Annotated in this window: 15 protein-coding genes; 12 read left to right on the forward strand and 3 right to left on the reverse strand. The window is 63.0% G+C overall.

Going from position 1 to position 16446, the window contains the following annotated elements; translation table 11 throughout:
- Nucleotides 1–25 precede the first annotated feature (25 nt).
- Together ACUN0G_RS15165 and ACUN0G_RS15170 are read left to right on the forward strand one after the other, a co-directional pair.
- The gene (locus ACUN0G_RS15165; RefSeq protein WP_445573747.1) at nucleotides 26–5866 is read left to right on the forward strand and encodes an Hpt domain-containing protein; all 5841 of its coding nucleotides are present in this window, start codon (nucleotides 26–28) and stop codon (nucleotides 5864–5866) included.
- A complete protein-coding gene (locus ACUN0G_RS15170; RefSeq protein WP_445573748.1) occupies nucleotides 5859–6314 on the forward strand; it encodes a chemotaxis protein CheW in 456 nt (151 codons plus the stop codon). The genes ACUN0G_RS15165 and ACUN0G_RS15170 overlap by 8 nt, the downstream gene beginning before the upstream one ends.
- A 9-nt stretch (nucleotides 6315–6323) precedes the next feature.
- Here the strand turns inward: ACUN0G_RS15170 and ACUN0G_RS15175 are convergent, their stop codons facing one another.
- Nucleotides 6324–6611, reverse strand: a complete 288-nt coding sequence (locus tag ACUN0G_RS15175; protein WP_087693245.1) for a HigA family addiction module antitoxin — start codon at nucleotides 6609–6611, stop codon at nucleotides 6324–6326.
- Between the two features lie 14 nt (nucleotides 6612–6625).
- On the reverse strand, nucleotides 6626–6904 hold the full coding sequence (locus ACUN0G_RS15180) for a type II toxin-antitoxin system RelE/ParE family toxin (RefSeq protein WP_087693244.1): 279 nt from the start codon (nucleotides 6902–6904) through the stop codon (nucleotides 6626–6628).
- A gap of 487 nt (nucleotides 6905–7391) precedes the next feature.
- On the opposite strand from ACUN0G_RS15180, the gene ACUN0G_RS15185 reads away from it, so the two are divergent.
- The 10 genes from ACUN0G_RS15185 to madM all read left to right on the forward strand — a co-directional run bounded on the left by ACUN0G_RS15185 (nucleotide 7392) and on the right by madM (nucleotide 15376).
- A complete protein-coding gene (locus ACUN0G_RS15185; RefSeq protein WP_445573749.1) occupies nucleotides 7392–7715 on the forward strand; it encodes a DUF6124 family protein in 324 nt (107 codons plus the stop codon).
- Nucleotides 7716–8031: 316 nt separating this feature from the next.
- The gene (gene mdcA, locus ACUN0G_RS15190; protein ID WP_026077844.1) at nucleotides 8032–9702 is read left to right on the forward strand and encodes a malonate decarboxylase subunit alpha; all 1671 of its coding nucleotides are present in this window, start codon (nucleotides 8032–8034) and stop codon (nucleotides 9700–9702) included.
- Nucleotides 9703–10551, forward strand: a complete 849-nt coding sequence (locus ACUN0G_RS15195; RefSeq protein ID WP_445573750.1) for a triphosphoribosyl-dephospho-CoA synthase — start codon at nucleotides 9703–9705, stop codon at nucleotides 10549–10551. It abuts the gene before it with no gap.
- Nucleotides 10551–10850, forward strand: a complete 300-nt coding sequence (locus tag ACUN0G_RS15200; protein ID WP_003216806.1) for a malonate decarboxylase subunit delta — start codon at nucleotides 10551–10553, stop codon at nucleotides 10848–10850. The genes ACUN0G_RS15195 and ACUN0G_RS15200 overlap by 1 nt, the downstream gene beginning before the upstream one ends.
- Nucleotides 10843–11685, forward strand: coding sequence for a biotin-independent malonate decarboxylase subunit beta (locus tag ACUN0G_RS15205; protein WP_167664103.1), 843 nt, complete (start codon nucleotides 10843–10845; stop codon nucleotides 11683–11685). The genes ACUN0G_RS15200 and ACUN0G_RS15205 overlap by 8 nt, the downstream gene beginning before the upstream one ends.
- Nucleotides 11682–12458, forward strand: coding sequence for a biotin-independent malonate decarboxylase subunit gamma (mdcE, locus tag ACUN0G_RS15210; protein WP_445573751.1), 777 nt, complete (start codon nucleotides 11682–11684; stop codon nucleotides 12456–12458). Before ACUN0G_RS15205 ends, mdcE begins: the two co-directional genes overlap by 4 nt.
- Nucleotides 12452–13048: a malonate decarboxylase holo-ACP synthase gene (locus ACUN0G_RS15215; RefSeq protein ID WP_445573752.1), complete on the forward strand. Its 597-nt coding sequence runs from the start codon at nucleotides 12452–12454 to the stop codon at nucleotides 13046–13048. Before mdcE ends, ACUN0G_RS15215 begins: the two co-directional genes overlap by 7 nt.
- Nucleotides 13045–13950, forward strand: a complete 906-nt coding sequence (gene mdcH, locus ACUN0G_RS15220) for a malonate decarboxylase subunit epsilon (RefSeq protein ID WP_445573753.1) — start codon at nucleotides 13045–13047, stop codon at nucleotides 13948–13950. Before ACUN0G_RS15215 ends, mdcH begins: the two co-directional genes overlap by 4 nt.
- A 246-nt stretch (nucleotides 13951–14196) precedes the next feature.
- Nucleotides 14197–14610, forward strand: coding sequence for a malonate transporter subunit MadL (gene madL / locus ACUN0G_RS15225; protein WP_102604131.1), 414 nt, complete (start codon nucleotides 14197–14199; stop codon nucleotides 14608–14610).
- 1 nt (nucleotide 14611) lies between these two features.
- On the forward strand, nucleotides 14612–15376 hold the full coding sequence (madM, locus tag ACUN0G_RS15230) for a malonate transporter subunit MadM (RefSeq protein ID WP_258342614.1): 765 nt from the start codon (nucleotides 14612–14614) through the stop codon (nucleotides 15374–15376).
- A 120-nt stretch (nucleotides 15377–15496) separates the two neighbouring features.
- Here the strand turns inward: madM and ACUN0G_RS15235 are convergent, their stop codons facing one another.
- Nucleotides 15497–16411 carry a LysR family transcriptional regulator gene (locus ACUN0G_RS15235; RefSeq protein ID WP_177048526.1) on the reverse strand — a complete coding sequence of 305 codons (915 nt, stop codon included), beginning with the start codon at nucleotides 16409–16411 and terminating at the stop codon, nucleotides 15497–15499.
- Nucleotides 16412–16446 lie beyond the last annotated feature (35 nt).

Genomic DNA, 16446 nt, shown 5'->3' on the forward strand with positions numbered 1-16446 from the left:
CTCATGAATTCAGACGGGAGCGGTTATGGTTGATCGGCACGACTACGTGGCCCTCGAATGGGTCAAGGGCGAAATTGCCGAAACTCTGAAACAGGCCCGTTCGGCGCTGGACGCCTATGTTGAAGAAGGCAGCAGCGAAGCCATCGGCCAATGCCTGGAATGCATTCATCAGGTCCACGGCAGTTTGCTGATGGTCGAGTTCTACGGCGCAGCCTTGTTCGCCGAAGAAATGGAGCAACTGGCCCTCGCCCTGCAAGGCGCGCGCGTCAGCCAGCGCGACGAAGGCATTCGCCTGTTGCAACAGGGCCTCGGCCAACTGCCGCTGTACCTCGACCGCGTGCACAGCGCCCGCCGCGACCTGCCCCTGGTGGTGCTGCCGCTGCTCAACGACCTGCGCAGCGTGCGCGGCGAGAGCCTGCTCTCGGAAACCAGCCTGTTCAGCCCGCAACTGCTGGTGATCCCGCCGCTGCCCGAGGAAGCGCTGGCCCAGCGCACGCCGGAGGATTTCCCCGCGCTGCTGCGTCAGTGGCGGCAGATGCTGCAACAGGCGTTGGTCGGCTTGCTGCGCGAAGACCACGGCCCCAGCAACCTGGAAGACATGGCGCGGGTTTTCGCCCGCCTCGAAGCCCTGTGCCATGGTGCGCCGCTGTTACCGTTGTGGCAGGTGACCTCGGCGCTGGTGGAAGGCATGCTCATTGGCGTGGTTGCCAACAGCCCGGCGTTGCGCAGTTTGCTCAAAGCCTGCGACAAGGAACTCAAGCGCCTGCTGATCCAGGGCATCAACGGCATCAACACCCCGGCCCCGGATGAGCTGCTCAAGAGCCTGTTGTTCTACGTCGCCAAAGTCACCCGACCGACTCCACGGATGCAAAGTTTGAAAGAACGTTATGGCCTCGATGAAGCCCTGCCCGACAGCGCCGTGGTGGACGCCGAACGCGCCCGCCTGGCCGGCCCGGACCGTGACGCGATGGGCTCGGTGCTCGGCGCGTTGTGTGAGGAACTGGTGCGGGTCAAGGAACGCCTGGACCTGTTCGTACGCAGCGACCGCCAGCACGCCTCCGACCTTGAGGCCTTGCTGGCGCCCTTGCGCCAGATCGCCGATACCCTGGCGGTATTGGGTTTCGGCCAGCCGCGCAAAGTGATCATCGACCAACTGGCGGTGGTGCTCGGCCTGGCCCAGGGGCAGCGCGAGCCCAACGATGCGGTGTTGATGGACGTCGCCGGTGCCTTGCTCTACGTCGAGGCGACGCTGGCCGGGATGGTCGGCACGGTCGAGCCGGAACGCCGGGAAGAAAGCCGCCTGCCCACCACCGATCTGACGCAGATCCACCACCTGGTGATCCGCGAATCCTGCCAGTGCCTGACCCAGGCCAAAGAGCTGGTGATCGACTGCATCGAGGCCCATTGGGACCGCCAGCGTCTGGAGTCGCTGCCCGAGCTGCTGACCCAGGTGCGCGGTGCCCTGGCGATGATTCCGCTGTCCCGTGCGGCGAGCCTGATGCGCGGCTGCAACGATTACGTCAACGAGCAATTGATGGTCAGTGAGGCCGCGCCTTCCGAGGCGCAGCTTGAGCATTTTGCCGATGTGCTCACCAGCCTCGAGTATTACCTCGAACGCATGCTGCAGGACCACGACGCCCCGGGGGAACGGGTGCTGGAAGTGGCCGCCGAAGGCCTCGCTGCACTGGGCTATTTGCCGGCCGAGAAGCCGTGGCGCCAGGCACTGCTCGCCCAGGATGATACGCCGACGGAACAAACCCCGTTTCTCGCGGATGCGCTGGCCAGCCCCACCTCGCGCCTTAACCCGCCAGCCCTCCAACGCCCTGGCAGCCTGCTGCCACCGCCTGCCGGCGAAGAGCCCATCGACGACGAGCTGCGGGAAGTCTTCCTCGAAGAAACCGCCGAAGTCCTCGACGTGCTGCACAGCCACGTACCCGCCGGCACCGCGAGCCTGGCAGACAAGGCCACCCTGAGCGAAATGCGCCGCGCCTTCCACACCTTGAAAGGCAGTGGTCGCATGGTCCGCGCCCTGGTGTTGGCGGAGCTGGCCTGGGCCGTGGAAAACCTGCTCAACCGCGTGCTGGAACGCAGCGTTGCGCCGGGCCCTGATGTGCAAGCGGTGCTGGATGATGTGCTGGAATTGCTGCCGGAGCTGATCACCGATTTCGCCGACGATGCCCAGCGCCAGCGCGACGACGTAGACGAACTGGCGGCACGCGCCCATGCCTTGGCCAGCGGTGTCGGACCCTCGGCCACAGACCCGGCCGCCCTGGACCCGCAGTTGCTGGAAATCTTCCGCAACGAAGCCCAGAGCCACCTCGACAGCCTCAACCATTTCCTGCAACAGGCCACCGAGCACCTGCCGCTGCAAGTCAGCGATGAGCTGCAACGGGCGCTGCATACCCTCAAAGGCAGCGCCTACATGGCCGGCGTGTTGCCCATCGCCGAACTGGCGCGCCCGCTGGATCACCTGACCCGCGAATACAAGGCCCATCGCCTGCCGCTGGACCTGGACGAAATCGAATTACTGCTGGAGGCCGAGGCGCTGTTCCAGCGTGGGGTGCGCCAGCTGGACAGTGATCCCCACGCGCCCATCAACGGCGCAGCAGCCTTGATCGAACGCACGCAAAACCTGCTGAACAGCCAGCTCGAAGCCCTGCTGAATGCACCCAGCACCGGGCTGCGCATCAAGCGCGACCCGCAGTTGATCACCAACTTCCTGGCCCAGGGCATGGACATCCTGCTGGACGCCGAAAGCCTGCTGCGCCGCTGGCAACAGCACCCCGGCGAGCGCCAGGAACTGAGCGCACTGCTGGACGAACTGACCACTCTCGGCGAAGGCGCGCACCTGGCCGACCTGCACCCGATGGATGAGTTGTGCGAAGCCTTGCTCGACCTCTACGGCGCGGTGGAAGAAAGCAGCCTGGCGGTCAGCGAGCGCTTCTTCCACGAAGCTGAGCAGGCCCACGAAGCCCTGATCAACATGCTCGACCAACTGGCCGCCGGCCAGGAAATCAGCGCGGCGCCGGCACGGGTTCGAGCCCTGCGCGAGCTGCTGGATGAAGGCCTCGACCCGTCCGCCACCGGCCTGATCAAGACCGATGGCAGCCGCGCGCTGAGCATCTCCGAACTGGGTGCCGCTACGGCGAAGCTGGACCAGGGCTTTGCGATAGACGATGAGATCGTCGAGATCTTCCTTGAAGAGGCAGTGGACATCCTCGACAGCGCCGGCCAGTCCCTGAAGCGCTGGCTGCTGGACCCGGATAACGCCGCACCGCTGTCGTCGCTGCAACGGGATTTGCATACCCTCAAGGGTGGCGCGCGCATGGCTGAAATCGGCGCGGTGGGCGACTTGGCCCTTGAGTTGGAAAACCTTTACGAAGGCCTGGTGGACCGTCGCTACAGCTACTCCAGCGAGTTGGCGAACGGGTTGATGGCCAGTCATGAGCGACTGGCGCTGCTGCTTGAGCAACTGCAACACCAACAACCGCTGAGCGACTCCACCGACCTGATCAGCCACTTGCGTGAGTTGCGCCACGGCATCGGACAAGCGGCGCCCGCCGCAGCCGCCGAAGTCGAGACGCCGGGCAGTGATCCCGAGCTGCTGGATATCTTTCTCGAAGAAGCCGCCGACATCCTCGACAGCTCCGGCGCCGCGCTGTTGCGCTGGCAGGCCGAGCCAAAAAATCGCCAGGAAGTCGAGACACTGCTGCGTGACCTGCACACCCTCAAGGGCGGCGCGCGGATGGTTGAGATCGGCCCGATTGGCGACCTGGCCCATGAGCTGGAGTTTCTCTACGAAGGCTTGTCCGCTGGTTTGCTGGCGCCGTCGGCGGAACTCTTCGCGTTGCTGCAAGGCTGCCACGACCGCCTGGCGCAGATGATCGAAGCCGTGGCGGCGGGAATGCCGGTGGGCTCGGTGGATCTGCTGATCGAGCGGATCAAAAGCCTGGTGCATCCGGCTGAAGTGACGGCCGCGCCGGTGGCGTTGGCGGCCACCAAAACCGAGGCGGTGCCGGCCAGTGATCCGGCCGCCGACATGGTGAAGATCTCTGCCGACTTGCTGGATGACCTGGTCAACCTGGCCGGTGAAACCTCGATCTTCCGTGGGCGCATCGAGCAGCAGGTCAACGATGCGCGCATTGCCCTCAACGAAGTGGAAACCACCATCGAGCGTATGCGCGACCAACTGCGCCGGCTCGACACCGAAACCCAGGGCCGCATTCTCAGCCGCCAACAAGCTGAGGCCGAACGCCTGGGCTACGAAGAATTCGACCCACTGGAAATGGACCGCCATTCCCAACTGCAACAACTGTCCCGGGCCTTGTTCGAGTCCGCTTCCGACCTGCTCGACCTCAAGGAAACCCTCGAGCGTCGCAACCAGGACGCCCACAACCTTTTGCAGCAACAGGCGCGGATCAACACCGAGCTGCAGGAAGGCCTGATGCGCACGCGCATGGTGCCCTTCGAACGCATGCTGCCGCGGCTTAAACGCATCGTGCGGCAGGTGGCCGGAGAGCTGGGCAAGGACGTGGAATTTATCGTCGGCAATGCCGAAGGCGAGATGGACCGCAACGTGCTGGAGCGCATGGTTGCGCCGTTGGAGCATATGCTGCGCAACGCCGTCGACCATGGCCTGGAATCCCGTGATGCGCGGTTGCTGGCGGGCAAGCCTGAAAAAGGCCGGATCACCCTGGACCTGACCCACGAAGGCGGCGACATCGTTTTCGACATGCGCGACGACGGCGCCGGCGTGCCGCTTGAAGCGGTTCGGCGCAAGGCGATCAAGCGCGGTTTGCTCGACCCCAACCTGGAAATCAGCGACCGCGACGTGTTGCAGTTCATCCTGCAACCGGGGTTTTCCACCGCCGAAAAAATCACCCAGATTTCCGGGCGTGGCGTGGGCATGGACGTGGTGCATGAAGAAGTGCGCCAACTGGGCGGTTCGATGGTTATCGATTCGACGCCGGGGCAGGGCGTGCACTTTCGCATTCGCCTGCCGTTCACCGTGTCGGTCAACCAGGCGTTGATGGTGCAGTGTGCGGATGATCAATACGCGATCCCGCTGAACACCATCGAAGGCCTGGTGCGGGTCATGCCCCATGAGCTGGAAGGGTACTATCAGCTGAATCCGCCGCGTTACGAATACGCCGGCCAGCGCTACGAACTGTTCTACCTTGGCGACCTGTTGCACACCGTTGGCCGCCCGAACCTGCTCGGCCAATACCAGCCGCTGCCGGTGCTGCTGGTGCAGTGCAACGAGCGGCGCGTGGCGGTGCAGGTAGATGCCATGGCCGGCACCCGGGAGATCGTGGTCAAGGGCCTGGGGCCGCAATTTGCCGGGGTGAAGGGCCTGTCGGGCGCAACCATCCTCGGCGATGGCCGCGTAGTACTGATCATCGACCTGCTGGCGCATATCCGCGCGCGGCCACCGGCCTTGCCGGCCCAGGCGGTCGAGGCGCCCTTGATCCTCAACGACCCCCTGAAAAAGCGTCCACTGCTGGTACTTGTGGTGGACGACTCGGTCACCGTACGCAAAGTCACCAGTCGCCTGCTGGAGCGCAACGGCATGAACGTGCTCACCGCCAAGGACGGCATCGACGCCATGGCCGTGCTGGAAGAACACACCCCGGACCTGATGCTGCTCGACATCGAAATGCCGCGCATGGACGGCTTCGAAGTGGCGATCCAGGTGCGCGACGACCCACGGCTGATGCGCATGCCCATCATCATGATCACCTCCCGCACCGGGCAAAAACACCGTGATCGTGCGATGGCGATTGGCGTCAACGACTACCTTGGCAAGCCTTATCAAGAGTCGGTGTTGCTGGAAAGCATCGCTTATTGGAGCAAGTCCCGTGCTTGATCACCGCGCTACGCAACTCACCGGCTTGCTACTGCCATTGACCGACCGTCACCTGTTATTGCCCAACGTCGCTGTGGCCGAGTTGATCGACTTCCAGCGCGGCGAACCGGCCAGCGACGCGCCGCCGTGGTATTTGCGGCAGGTTACCTGGCGGGATCGGCAGTTGCCGTTGATCAGCTTTGAGGCCGCGTGTGGCGAGTCGGGCGTGGTGGGAGAGCGGGCGCGGATTGTGGTGTTGAACACCCTTGGAGGACGGCCGACGTTGAAGTTTATTGCGTTGGTGATCCAGGGGATTCCGCGTTCGTACAAGCTCGATAGCCAGTTGAGTTATGTGGACGTGCCGTTGTGCCCGCTGGAACTGGCGGCGGTGCAGGTGGGAGAACATGTGGCGAAGGTGCCGGATTTGATGGGGTTGGAGGCGTTGTTGGTGGAGGCGGGGTTGGCCTGAGTGTAACCGTCAGTCAATCCGTGCAAACCGTTCGATTTTCGGTTGATCTCGATGCTCTGCCTGCCACAGGTCATAGGCACTTTGCATCGAAAGCCACAACCGAGCTTTGCTGATACCTGCCCGTTCAAGCCTTACCGCAAGATCCGGGCTGATTGGCGCGTGTCCGTGGAGGATTCTAGAGAATGTTTCTCTGGCGAAGCCAAGGCGCCGTGCCATTTCAGTAATGGTGATGCCCAAGGCCGGGATCACGTCCTCAAGCAGGATTTCGCCAGGGTGGGGAGGGTTATGCATGTCCATATCGATGCCTTTGCTCAGTGATAGTCCAAATAATCGACCAGTTCTACCTGGTCGTTGAACATCCGAAAAATAATGCGCCAGTTACCGCTGATACTGACGGACCAGTAGTCGATCAGATCGCCTTTCAATCGGTGAAACCGCCAACCGGGCATGTCCAGTTCATCACGGTGTGTGGCTCTATTCAGAACCAGCAACACGCGACGCAAGCGTTTCGCATGGTCTGCGTTGATACCTTTAGTAGAACCAGTCTCAAAAAAGACCCTGAGGCCTTTATGCTTCCAGCTAACGATCATGGCGAGATTGTGATGTGATACATCACGCTCTGCAATGGCCTTGTATCAGGTTTGGATATCAGATTCATAACGCCCAATCGGTGACATGCTTCGGACGGAAAAGGCTAGAGAGACGGGTTCCGAGCAACAACCCGAAAAGTTTGTAGGAGCAATCGGCGTGCGCTTTACAGTCGGATTTTTCCTGCAACCTCTCGCGCTGTGCATGAACTTGTTGTGCCCTGCGATCGCGCCTAGTCTTCGTCCGTCATCGCAAAAAACGGTGACACGGACGTGCAAGTCCGACGAAACTGTTTAGGCGTACAAACGCCCAGCCATCCAACGGGCGTTTTTTGTGCTCGCTGCTTTATGGCGGCTGCGCGCAGGAGGTCTTCGGACCTGCTGGGTGTCCTAAACAGGCCCGGTCTTGCACACCTGCGCACGGTCGCCACCCTCTTTCGCGTGCAAGCGAACGGTGGCGCTCCTTACTCATCTGTTTAGGAGTTTCATCATGTTCAAACCTACCCCCAATCCGCCGCATGACACCGAAATCGAACACCGCAAACTCCAGGCCGCCGCCGAGCGTGCCATGGATCATTACTTTCCGACTTCCGCTTCATCTTCACTCTTTACCGTCACGCCCTCCCAATCCACCGAAGCCCTGCTGGCCAACGCTTCTGAAACCTTTGCCTCACTCAACGCCCTGACTTCCAACCTGGCCTTTGAGTTGGAAGGTTCCCAGCGCGGTGTGGTGCTGGCCATTCAGCAGATGAGTGAGCTGGGGCAGTTACTGGTTGATCAGGCGTTGGAGCAGGTGAGCCCAGCGGCGATGTGACGAAGTGGGATCGGTCCCAAAAAGGGACTGATCGTTCCCATTTTGGGACTCTTGCGTACGATCCTATGAACGCAGCTAAACAAAATGTGGGAGCGGGCTTGCTCGCGAATACGGTGCGTCAGTACCCGATTTATCAACTGACCCACCGCATTCGCGAGCAAGCCCGCTCCCACATTTGAACTGTGCGCAGCCCGAGCCTCAGCGTTTGCTGGCGAACCATTACTCCAATCGTAACGGTTCGCCGCGCAGCTTGATTGATGCCCCCCCAATACCCTCCTAAGGTACAGCCCACGACAGCAAATCCCGTGGAGCGACCATGACAACAACAACTTCCCCCGACTCGCGCTGGACGCGGCGGCGCGATGAGAAGCAGCGCCGCCTCGCACTGGTGCGATCCTTCGCCGATGGCGCCGTGCTGCCCAGCGAGCGCATCGTCGAAGCCCTGGAAGCCCTGATCCTCCCCGGCGACCGTGTGGTGCTGGAAGGCAACAACCAGAAGCAGGCCGATTTCCTCTCGCGCTCTCTGGCCAAGGCCGATCCCGCCAAGCTCCACGACCTGCACATGATCATGCCCAGCGTCGGCCGCTCCGAGCACCTGGACCTGTTTGAAAAGGGCATCGCCCGCAAGCTGGATTTCTCCTTCGCCGGCACCCAATCCCTGCGAATCAGCCAGTTGCTGGAAGACGGCCTGCTGGAAATTGGCGCGATCCACACTTACATCGAACTCTACGCGCGGCTGGTAGTGGACCTGATTCCCAACGTCGTGCTCTCCGCCGGTTTCATGGCCGACCGCGCCGGCAATATCTACACCGGCCCCAGCACCGAAGACACACCCGCGCTGATCGAGCCGGCCGCCTTCAGCGATGGCATCGTCATCGTCCAGGTCAACCAGTTGGTGGATGACGTCACCGACCTGCCTCGCGTCGACATTCCGGCAAGCTGGGTCGATTTCGTGGTGGTCGCCGACAAGCCTTTCTACATCGAACCGCTGTTCACCCGCGACCCACGGCACATCAAGCCGGTGCATGTGTTGATGGCGATGATGGCGATCCGTGGCATCTACGAAAAACACAACGTTCAGTCGCTGAACCACGGCATCGGTTTCAACACCGCCGCCATAGAATTGATCCTGCCAACCTACGGTGAATCCCTGGGCCTGAAGGGCAAGATCTGCCGCAACTGGACCCTCAACCCGCACCCAACCCTGATTCCTGCGATTGAAAGCGGCTGGGTCGAAAGCGTGCATTGCTTCGGCACCGAACTGGGCATGGAAAATTACATCGCCGCTCGCCCGGATGTGTTCTTCACCGGCCGCGACGGCTCGTTGCGTTCCAACCGGATGTTCTGCCAGCTGGCTGGCCAATACGCGGTGGATCTGTTTATCGGCGCCACCTTGCAGGTCGACGGCGACGGGCATTCCTCCACCGTCACCCGTGGCCGCCTCGCCGGCTTTGGCGGTGCGCCGAACATGGGCCATGACCCACGGGGTCGCCGCCACGGCACACCCGCCTGGCTCGACATGCGCCACGACGACGCCCCGGAAGCCTTGCTCGAACGCGGCAAAAAGCTCGTGGTGCAGATGGTCGAGACGTTCCAGGAAGGCGGTAAACCCACCTTCGTCGAAACCCTCGACGCGGTGGAAGTCGCCCGCAAAAGCGGCATGCCCCTGGCGCCGATCATGATCTACGGCGATGACGTCACGCACCTGCTCACCGAAGAAGGCATCGCCTACCTGTACAAGGCCCGCTCCCTGGAAGAGCGCCAGGCGATGATCGCTGCCGTCGCCGGGGTGACCGCCATCGGCATGCGCCACAACCCCAAGGACACCGCACGCATGCGTCGCGAAGGCCTGATCGCGCTGCCCGAAGACCTCGGCATCCGCCGCACCGACGCTACCCGCGAGTTGCTGGCCGCCAAGAGCGTGGCCGATCTGGTGGAGTGGTCCGGTGGCTTGTACAACCCGCCCGCCAAGTTCAGGAGCTGGTAAATGCACGCACTCAAACTGCACGACCTGACACTGGCCGAACGCTTGGCCGACATGGCCGTCGACGCCTTGATTGATGAAGCCGACCTGTCGCCGAAACCCGCCCTGGTGGACCGTCGCGGCAACGGCGCCCATACCGATTTGCACCTCGGCTTGATGCACGCCTCGGCGCTGTCGTTGTGGCCGGCGTTCAAGGAAATGGCCGAAGTGGCGATCGAATGTGGCGAAGTGGGTTTGTCCTTGCGAGAAGCCCTTGGGCGGATCGGTCGCGAAGGCGAACAGGCGATGCTCGTTACTACCAGCGGCGTGAATACCCATCGCGGTGCGATCTGGGCCCTCGGCCTGTTAGTCGCCGCCGCCGCACTGCACCCCGAATCCTGCACTGCCAATGCGGTGACGTTGCGTGCTGCCCGCCTGGCCTTGCTCAACGACCGTTACGCACCTCAACCGCTGAGCCACGGCGCCCAGGTCGCACAACGCTACGGCGCTCGCGGTGCCCGTGAAGAAGCGCAATTGGGCTTCCCTTCAGTGCTGCAACGCGGCCTGCCACAGCTGAAAAAAAGCCGCCTGCACCAACACGGCGAACAGAACGCTCGCCTCGATGCCTTGCTGGCGATCATGACGGACCTGGCCGACACCTGCGTGCTCTACCGCGCCGGCCCTGAAGGCTTGCAGGCCATGCAACAAGGCGCCCAAGCGGTGCTGGACGCCGGTGGCAGTGCAAGCCTCGCCGGCCGCCGCCAACTGCATGAGCTGGACCAGCAACTGCTGGCGCTGAATGCCTCCCCCGGTGGCGCCGCCGACCTGTTGGCCGCCTGCCTGTTTATCGACCGCCTCGACGGAGCGCTGTGATGGAAACCTTATCCTTTGAATTCCCCGCCGGGCAGCCCGCCAAGGGCCGTGCGCTGGTGGGTTGCGTCGGCTCGGGCGACCTGGAGGTGCTGCTGGAACCGGGCACCGCCGGCACCCTGACGATTCAGGTGCAGACCTCGGTGAACGGTGCGCAGCTACGTTGGCAGCACCTGTTCGAACGGATCTTCCAGGAGCAGACGCCCCCCGCACTGAACATCGATATCCACGACTTCGGCGCCACACCCGGCGTGGTGCGCTTGCGCCTGGAGCAGGGCTTCGAGGAGATCGGTCATGACTGACTTGCTCAACAAACACAGCTTCGTCGAACTCGGCGCCCGGCAGCGGGCCAAGGCCTTGCTCGATGCGGGCAGCTATCGCGAATTGATCGATCCGTTCCAGCGCGTCATGTCGCCATGGTTGAGTCGCCAGGGCGTGGTGCCTCAGGCAGATGACGGCGTGGTGATCGCCAAGGGCAGCATCGCCGGCTTGCCGGTGGTCATCGCCGCTATCGAAGGCAATTTTCAGGGCGGCAGCCTCGGTGAAGTCGGCGGCGCGAAGATGGCCGGCGCACTGGAACTGGCCGCCGAGGACAACCGCAACGGCATCCCGACGCGCGCCATCCTGCTGCTGGAAACCGGCGGCGTGCGCTTGCAGGAAGCCAACCTGGGCTTGGCCGCCATCGCCGATATCCACGCGGCGATTGTCGACCTGCGCCAGTACCAGCCGGTAATCGGCGTGGTGGCCGGCAGCGTCGGTTGCTTTGGTGGCATGTCCATCGCGGCGGGCTTGTGCAGTTATCTGCTGGTGACCCGCGAGGCGCGCCTTGGCCTGAACGGCCCGCAGGTGATCGAACAGGAAGCCGGGCTTGAGGAATACGACTCCCGCGACCGGCCCTTCATCTGGAGCCTGACCGGCGGTGAGCAACGCTTTAACAGCGGTTTGGCCGACCGGTATGTGGCCGACGACGTGGCGCAGATTCAGCAGCAAATCACTGAGCTGCTGCAACAAGGCTTGCCGGAAAAACAGCGCAGCCGTCAGGTCGAACACTATCTGGAACGCCTGGCTGCACTGAACGCCGAACCGCAAATCGACCCGGCGACGGTTCGCGATCTGTATCAGGGAGAACGCTCATGAGAGGTTTGCAGTGGTTCAACGCATTAAGCGGCGATGCAACGCCGGTGAGCGGTTTGCCTAACTCGCTGAAAGTCGCCGACGGTGTGCTCGGTGATCAGCCTGTGCGCTTTATCGCGGTGGTCACCGATGCGCAAAACCGCTTTCCCCGCGCTCGCAACGGTGAAGTCGGTTTGCTGGAAGGCTGGGGCTTGGCCAAGGCGGTTGATGAAGCGGTCGATACCGGCGACAAGCGTCCGCTGATTGCCATCGTCGATGTGCCGAGCCAGGCTTACGGTCGTCGCGAAGAGGCCCTGGGCATCCATCAAGCCCTGGCCGCCGCTGCCGACAGCTACGCTCGCGCCCGGTTGGCCGGTCATCCGGTGATCGCGCTGCTGGTGGGCAAGGCGATGTCCGGAGCGTTCCTCGCCCATGGTTACCAGGCCAACCGCCTGATTGCCCTGCGCGATCCCGGCGTGATGGTGCATGCCATGGGCAAGGCCTCGGCGGCGCGGGTGACCCTGCGCAGTGTCGAAGAGCTGGAAGCCTTGGCCGCCAGCGTGCCGCCGATGGCCTATGACATCGACAGCTATGCGAGCCTTGGCTTGCTCTGGGAGACCTTGTCGGTCAGCCAGATTGAGCAACCCACTGCCGAAGATATTGCGCGGGTCAGCGATTGCCTGCTGCAGGCGATCAAGGATGTGCAGGCAGGCGGCCGTGACCTGAGCGGCCGCCTGGGCGCCACCAATCGCGCGGCCTCCAGCCATGTGCGTCAACTGCTGCGGGAGCAATGGTGAACGCCCACGACTTGCTCTGGGGCATGACCCCGGTGCATGCCCCCGCTGATGCACCGGCCTGGGTGTTGGATGCATTGGCCGCTGGGCATCCGGTAGTGGTGCGGCGTGCCATCGCGCCGCCGGGCTATGTGCCGGTGGGTGTGCGTGGGCGCTTGCGCGAGCAGCGCTTCGCCGCCGTGATGCCGATGGCCGCCGTGCGGCGACGCGTGGTGCCGGAAGACCTGCGTGGTGTGATCTCTTCACGGGATTTACCGGCGTTGCAGGCCCTCGCTCAGTTGCGACCGGTGCTGGCGGGAGAGAGTTGGGGTGTCACCGGCAGTGCGGGTTTCGAGTTGGCCAGCGGCATCGAGGCGCTGCACGCCAAGAGTGATCTGGATTTGATTTTGCGTACGCCCGAGCGACTGGATCGCGGCGATGCCGAAGACTTGCTGGCGATACTGGATACAGCGGTGTGCGCCGTGGACCTGCAACTGCAAACGCCGTTTGGCGCCGTCGCGTTGCGCGAGTGGGCCGGTGGTTCGCGTCGCGTGCTGCTGAAGAACGCCAGCGGCGCGCAGTTGGTGGTCGACCCGTGGCAGGCCGTGGCATGAGTAGCCTCCTGGCATTCCCGGGGCAGGGCGCCCAGCGTCCCGGCATGCTCCAGCAGCTGCCGCGCGCGGTGCTGGACGAAGCCAGTGCTGCCTTGAATGAAGACGTGCTGAAACTCGACTCGGCCGAAGCGCTGGCCTCGACCCGCGCCGTGCAGCTCTGTCTGTTGATTGCCGGCGTGGCCAGTGCGCGTTTGCTGGAACACACCCCCGATTACGTCGCCGGCCTGTCCATCGGCGCCTATCCAGCCGCTGTAATTGCTGGCTCCCTGGACTTTGCCGACGCGCTGAAACTCGTCAGCCTGCGCGGCGAATTGATGCAACACGCGTATCCCCACGGCTACGGCATGACCGCGCTTATCGGCCCGGGCCTGTCCACCGTCGAAGCCTTGCTCGCCCAGGTCCACAGCACACAAACCCCGGTGTACCTGGCCAATATCAATGCCGATAACCAGACGGTTATCGCGGGCAGCGACGAAGCAATGAAAGCAGTCGCCAATCTGGTCCGCGGCAACGGCGTCGCCAAACGCCTGGCCGTCAGCGTGCCGTCCCATTGTGCGCTGCTGGAAAAACCTGCCGAAACACTGGCTCAAGCCTTCGCTGAAGTGACGCTGAAAATGCCGAGCATTACCTACCTGAGCAGCACCCGCGCCCGGCCGATCCACAACACCGAACACCTGCGCGACGACCTCGCTTTCAACATGTGCCGCATCGTCGATTGGCGCGGCACCGTGCAAAGCGCCTATGAGCGTGGCGTGCGCCTGCATCTCGAACTGCCGCCCGGCGCCGTGCTCACGGGCCTCGCGCGCCGGGTATTCGAGCAAGGCACCGTCATCGCCTTCGAAGGCGCCCGCCTGGACACCTTGCAGGCCTTGCTGCGAGAGGAGGGAAACCATCACCGATAGAGCTCCACCAAGGCTGATGCTGGTCGGTTAATAGATAGAGCGGGTCACCCATGACCTGTGGCGAGGGAGCTTGCTCCCGTTGGAGTGCGCAGCGCTCCCAGGATTTCAGGGCCGCTACGCAGCCCAACGGGAGCAAGCTCCCTCGCCACAGGTACGGTATTCATCTTTATCGGATCGGCATTGCCGCCCAAGGCTTTCGAAGCACAAAAACAACAATTTCGATGAAGCACTTTGAGGACAACCATCATGATTATTTACGGTGTGGCGTTGCTGGCGATCTGCATGTTGGCAGGCGTGATTCTGGGGGACATGCTCGGCGTGTTGCTGGGAGTGAAATCCAACGTGGGCGGGGTGGGCATCGCAATGATCCTGCTGATCTGCGCGCGGCTGTGGATGCACAAGCACGGCGGCATGACCAAGGAATGCGAGATGGGTGTCGGCTTCTGGGGCGCCATGTACATCCCGGTGGTGGTGGCGATGGCGGCCCAGCAAAACGTCGTGACCGCGCTGCACGGCGGCCCGGTGGCGGTGCTGGCGGCGATTGGTTCGGTGGTGGTGTGCGGTTGCACGATTGCCTTGATCAGCCGTACGCACAAAGGCGAACCGTTGCCCGATGAAGAGCCGCTGATCGCGGTTGCACCTGTCGCGGGAGGTCGCTGATATGTGGGAACTCATCGAGAAAGGCCTGGCAAATAACGGCTTGGTCACCGCCTTTGCATTTGTCGGCGTGGTGATGTGGATTTCGGTGGTGCTGTCCAAGCGCCTGACCTTCGGCCGCATCCACGGCTCAGCCATCGCGATTGTGATCGGGCTGGTGCTGGCCTGGGTGGGCGGCACCTTGACCGGTGGGCAGAAAGGCCTGGCGGACGTGGCGCTGTTTTCCGGGATCGGCTTGATGGGCGGCGCCATGCTGCGGGACTTTGCCATCGTGGCCACGGCGTTTGAAGTACAGGCCACCGAGGCGCGCAAGGCCGGTTTGATTGGTGCGATTGCCTTGCTGCTGGGCACGGTGTTGCCGTTTATTGTGGGCGCGAGTATCGCCTGGGCGTTTGGTTATCGCGATGCGATCAGCATGACCACCATCGGTGCGGGCGCGGTGACTTACATCGTCGGGCCGGTGACCGGGGCGGCGCTGGGTGCAAGCTCGGATGTGGTGGCGCTGTCCATCGCGACTGGGTTGATCAAGGCGATCCTGGTGATGGTCGGCACGCCCATGGCGGCCCGCTGGATGGGCCTGGATAACCCGCGCTCAGCCATGGTGTTCGGTGGTTTGGCCGGCACGGTGAGCGGTGTGACGGCAGGCCTGGCAGCGACGGACCGGCGGCTGGTGCCGTATGGCGCGTTGACCGCCACCTTTCACACTGGGCTTGGGTGCTTGCTGGGGCCTTCGTTGCTTTACTTCATCGTGCGAGGAATCGTCGGCTAGATCCAAACGCTGGGTTGAATGGGCTGGCCTCATCGCGGGCAAGCCCGGCTCCCACATTTGACTGGGTTGTCTGGGAGTACTCGGTCAAATGTGGGAGCTGGCTTGCCTGCGATAGCGGTCTCAAGTCTGGCGATTGGCATACATCCGGCACTCCGCCAACAGCGCGAGCAAATTCGGGTCGCGCTCCTTGGCTTTCAGAAACACCACGCCAATGTGCTGCTGCAAACGGTAGCGCGGTTGCAGGGGAATCAGCTTGACCCGGTTCTCATACACCGCCGCAATCCGTCCCGGCAGCAGCGCATAACCCACCCCCGAGCTGACCATGCTCAGCAGGGTGAAGATATCGTTGACCTGCATCGCCACCTTCGGCTCGAACCCTGCCTGCTTGAATACGCGGTTGCCGTCCTGATGGGTGGCGAAGCCTTGGGTGAGGGTGATGAAGGTGGCGTCGCGCACATCCGCCAGGTCGATTTGCTGCTCGCGGTCCAAGGGCGAATCGGCCGGGGTGGCGAGGAAAATATCGTCGGAGAACAGGGCGATCTGCTCGCAGTCGGGATCGTTGGCGTGCTCGTCGAGGGAGATCAGGATCGCGTCGACTTCCATGTTCTTCAGCTTGTAGAGCAAGTCGAAATTGGAGCCGAGGATCAGGTCGATGTTGAGTTCGCTGCGGCGAATCTTCAGCCCCATGATCAACTGCGGCACGGTCTTCACCGTCAGCGAATACAGCGAGCCCAGCTTGAAACGCTCGGCGGAAAAGCCGGCGGCCTCGCGGGTCAGCCGCACACTGTCCACCACGTCCTGCACCAGCTTCTGCGCGCGCTCTTCCAGCACATAGGCGCTTTCCAGCGGCGTGAGGTTGCGGCCTTCGTGCTTGAACAGCGGGCAGCGCAGGGCGTTTTCCAGGGAGTGGATCGCCCGGTGCACGCTGACGTTGCTGGTCTGCAATTCAGCCGCCGCCCGCGCCAGGTTGCCGGTGCGCATAAACGCCAGGAAAATTTCCAGCTTCTTGAGGGTGAACTCTTCGTCGATCAGCATGGGTGTGACTCTTGTTCGAATGCCGTCGATTGTGC

The organism is Pseudomonas sp. 32A (genome assembly GCF_052682255.1).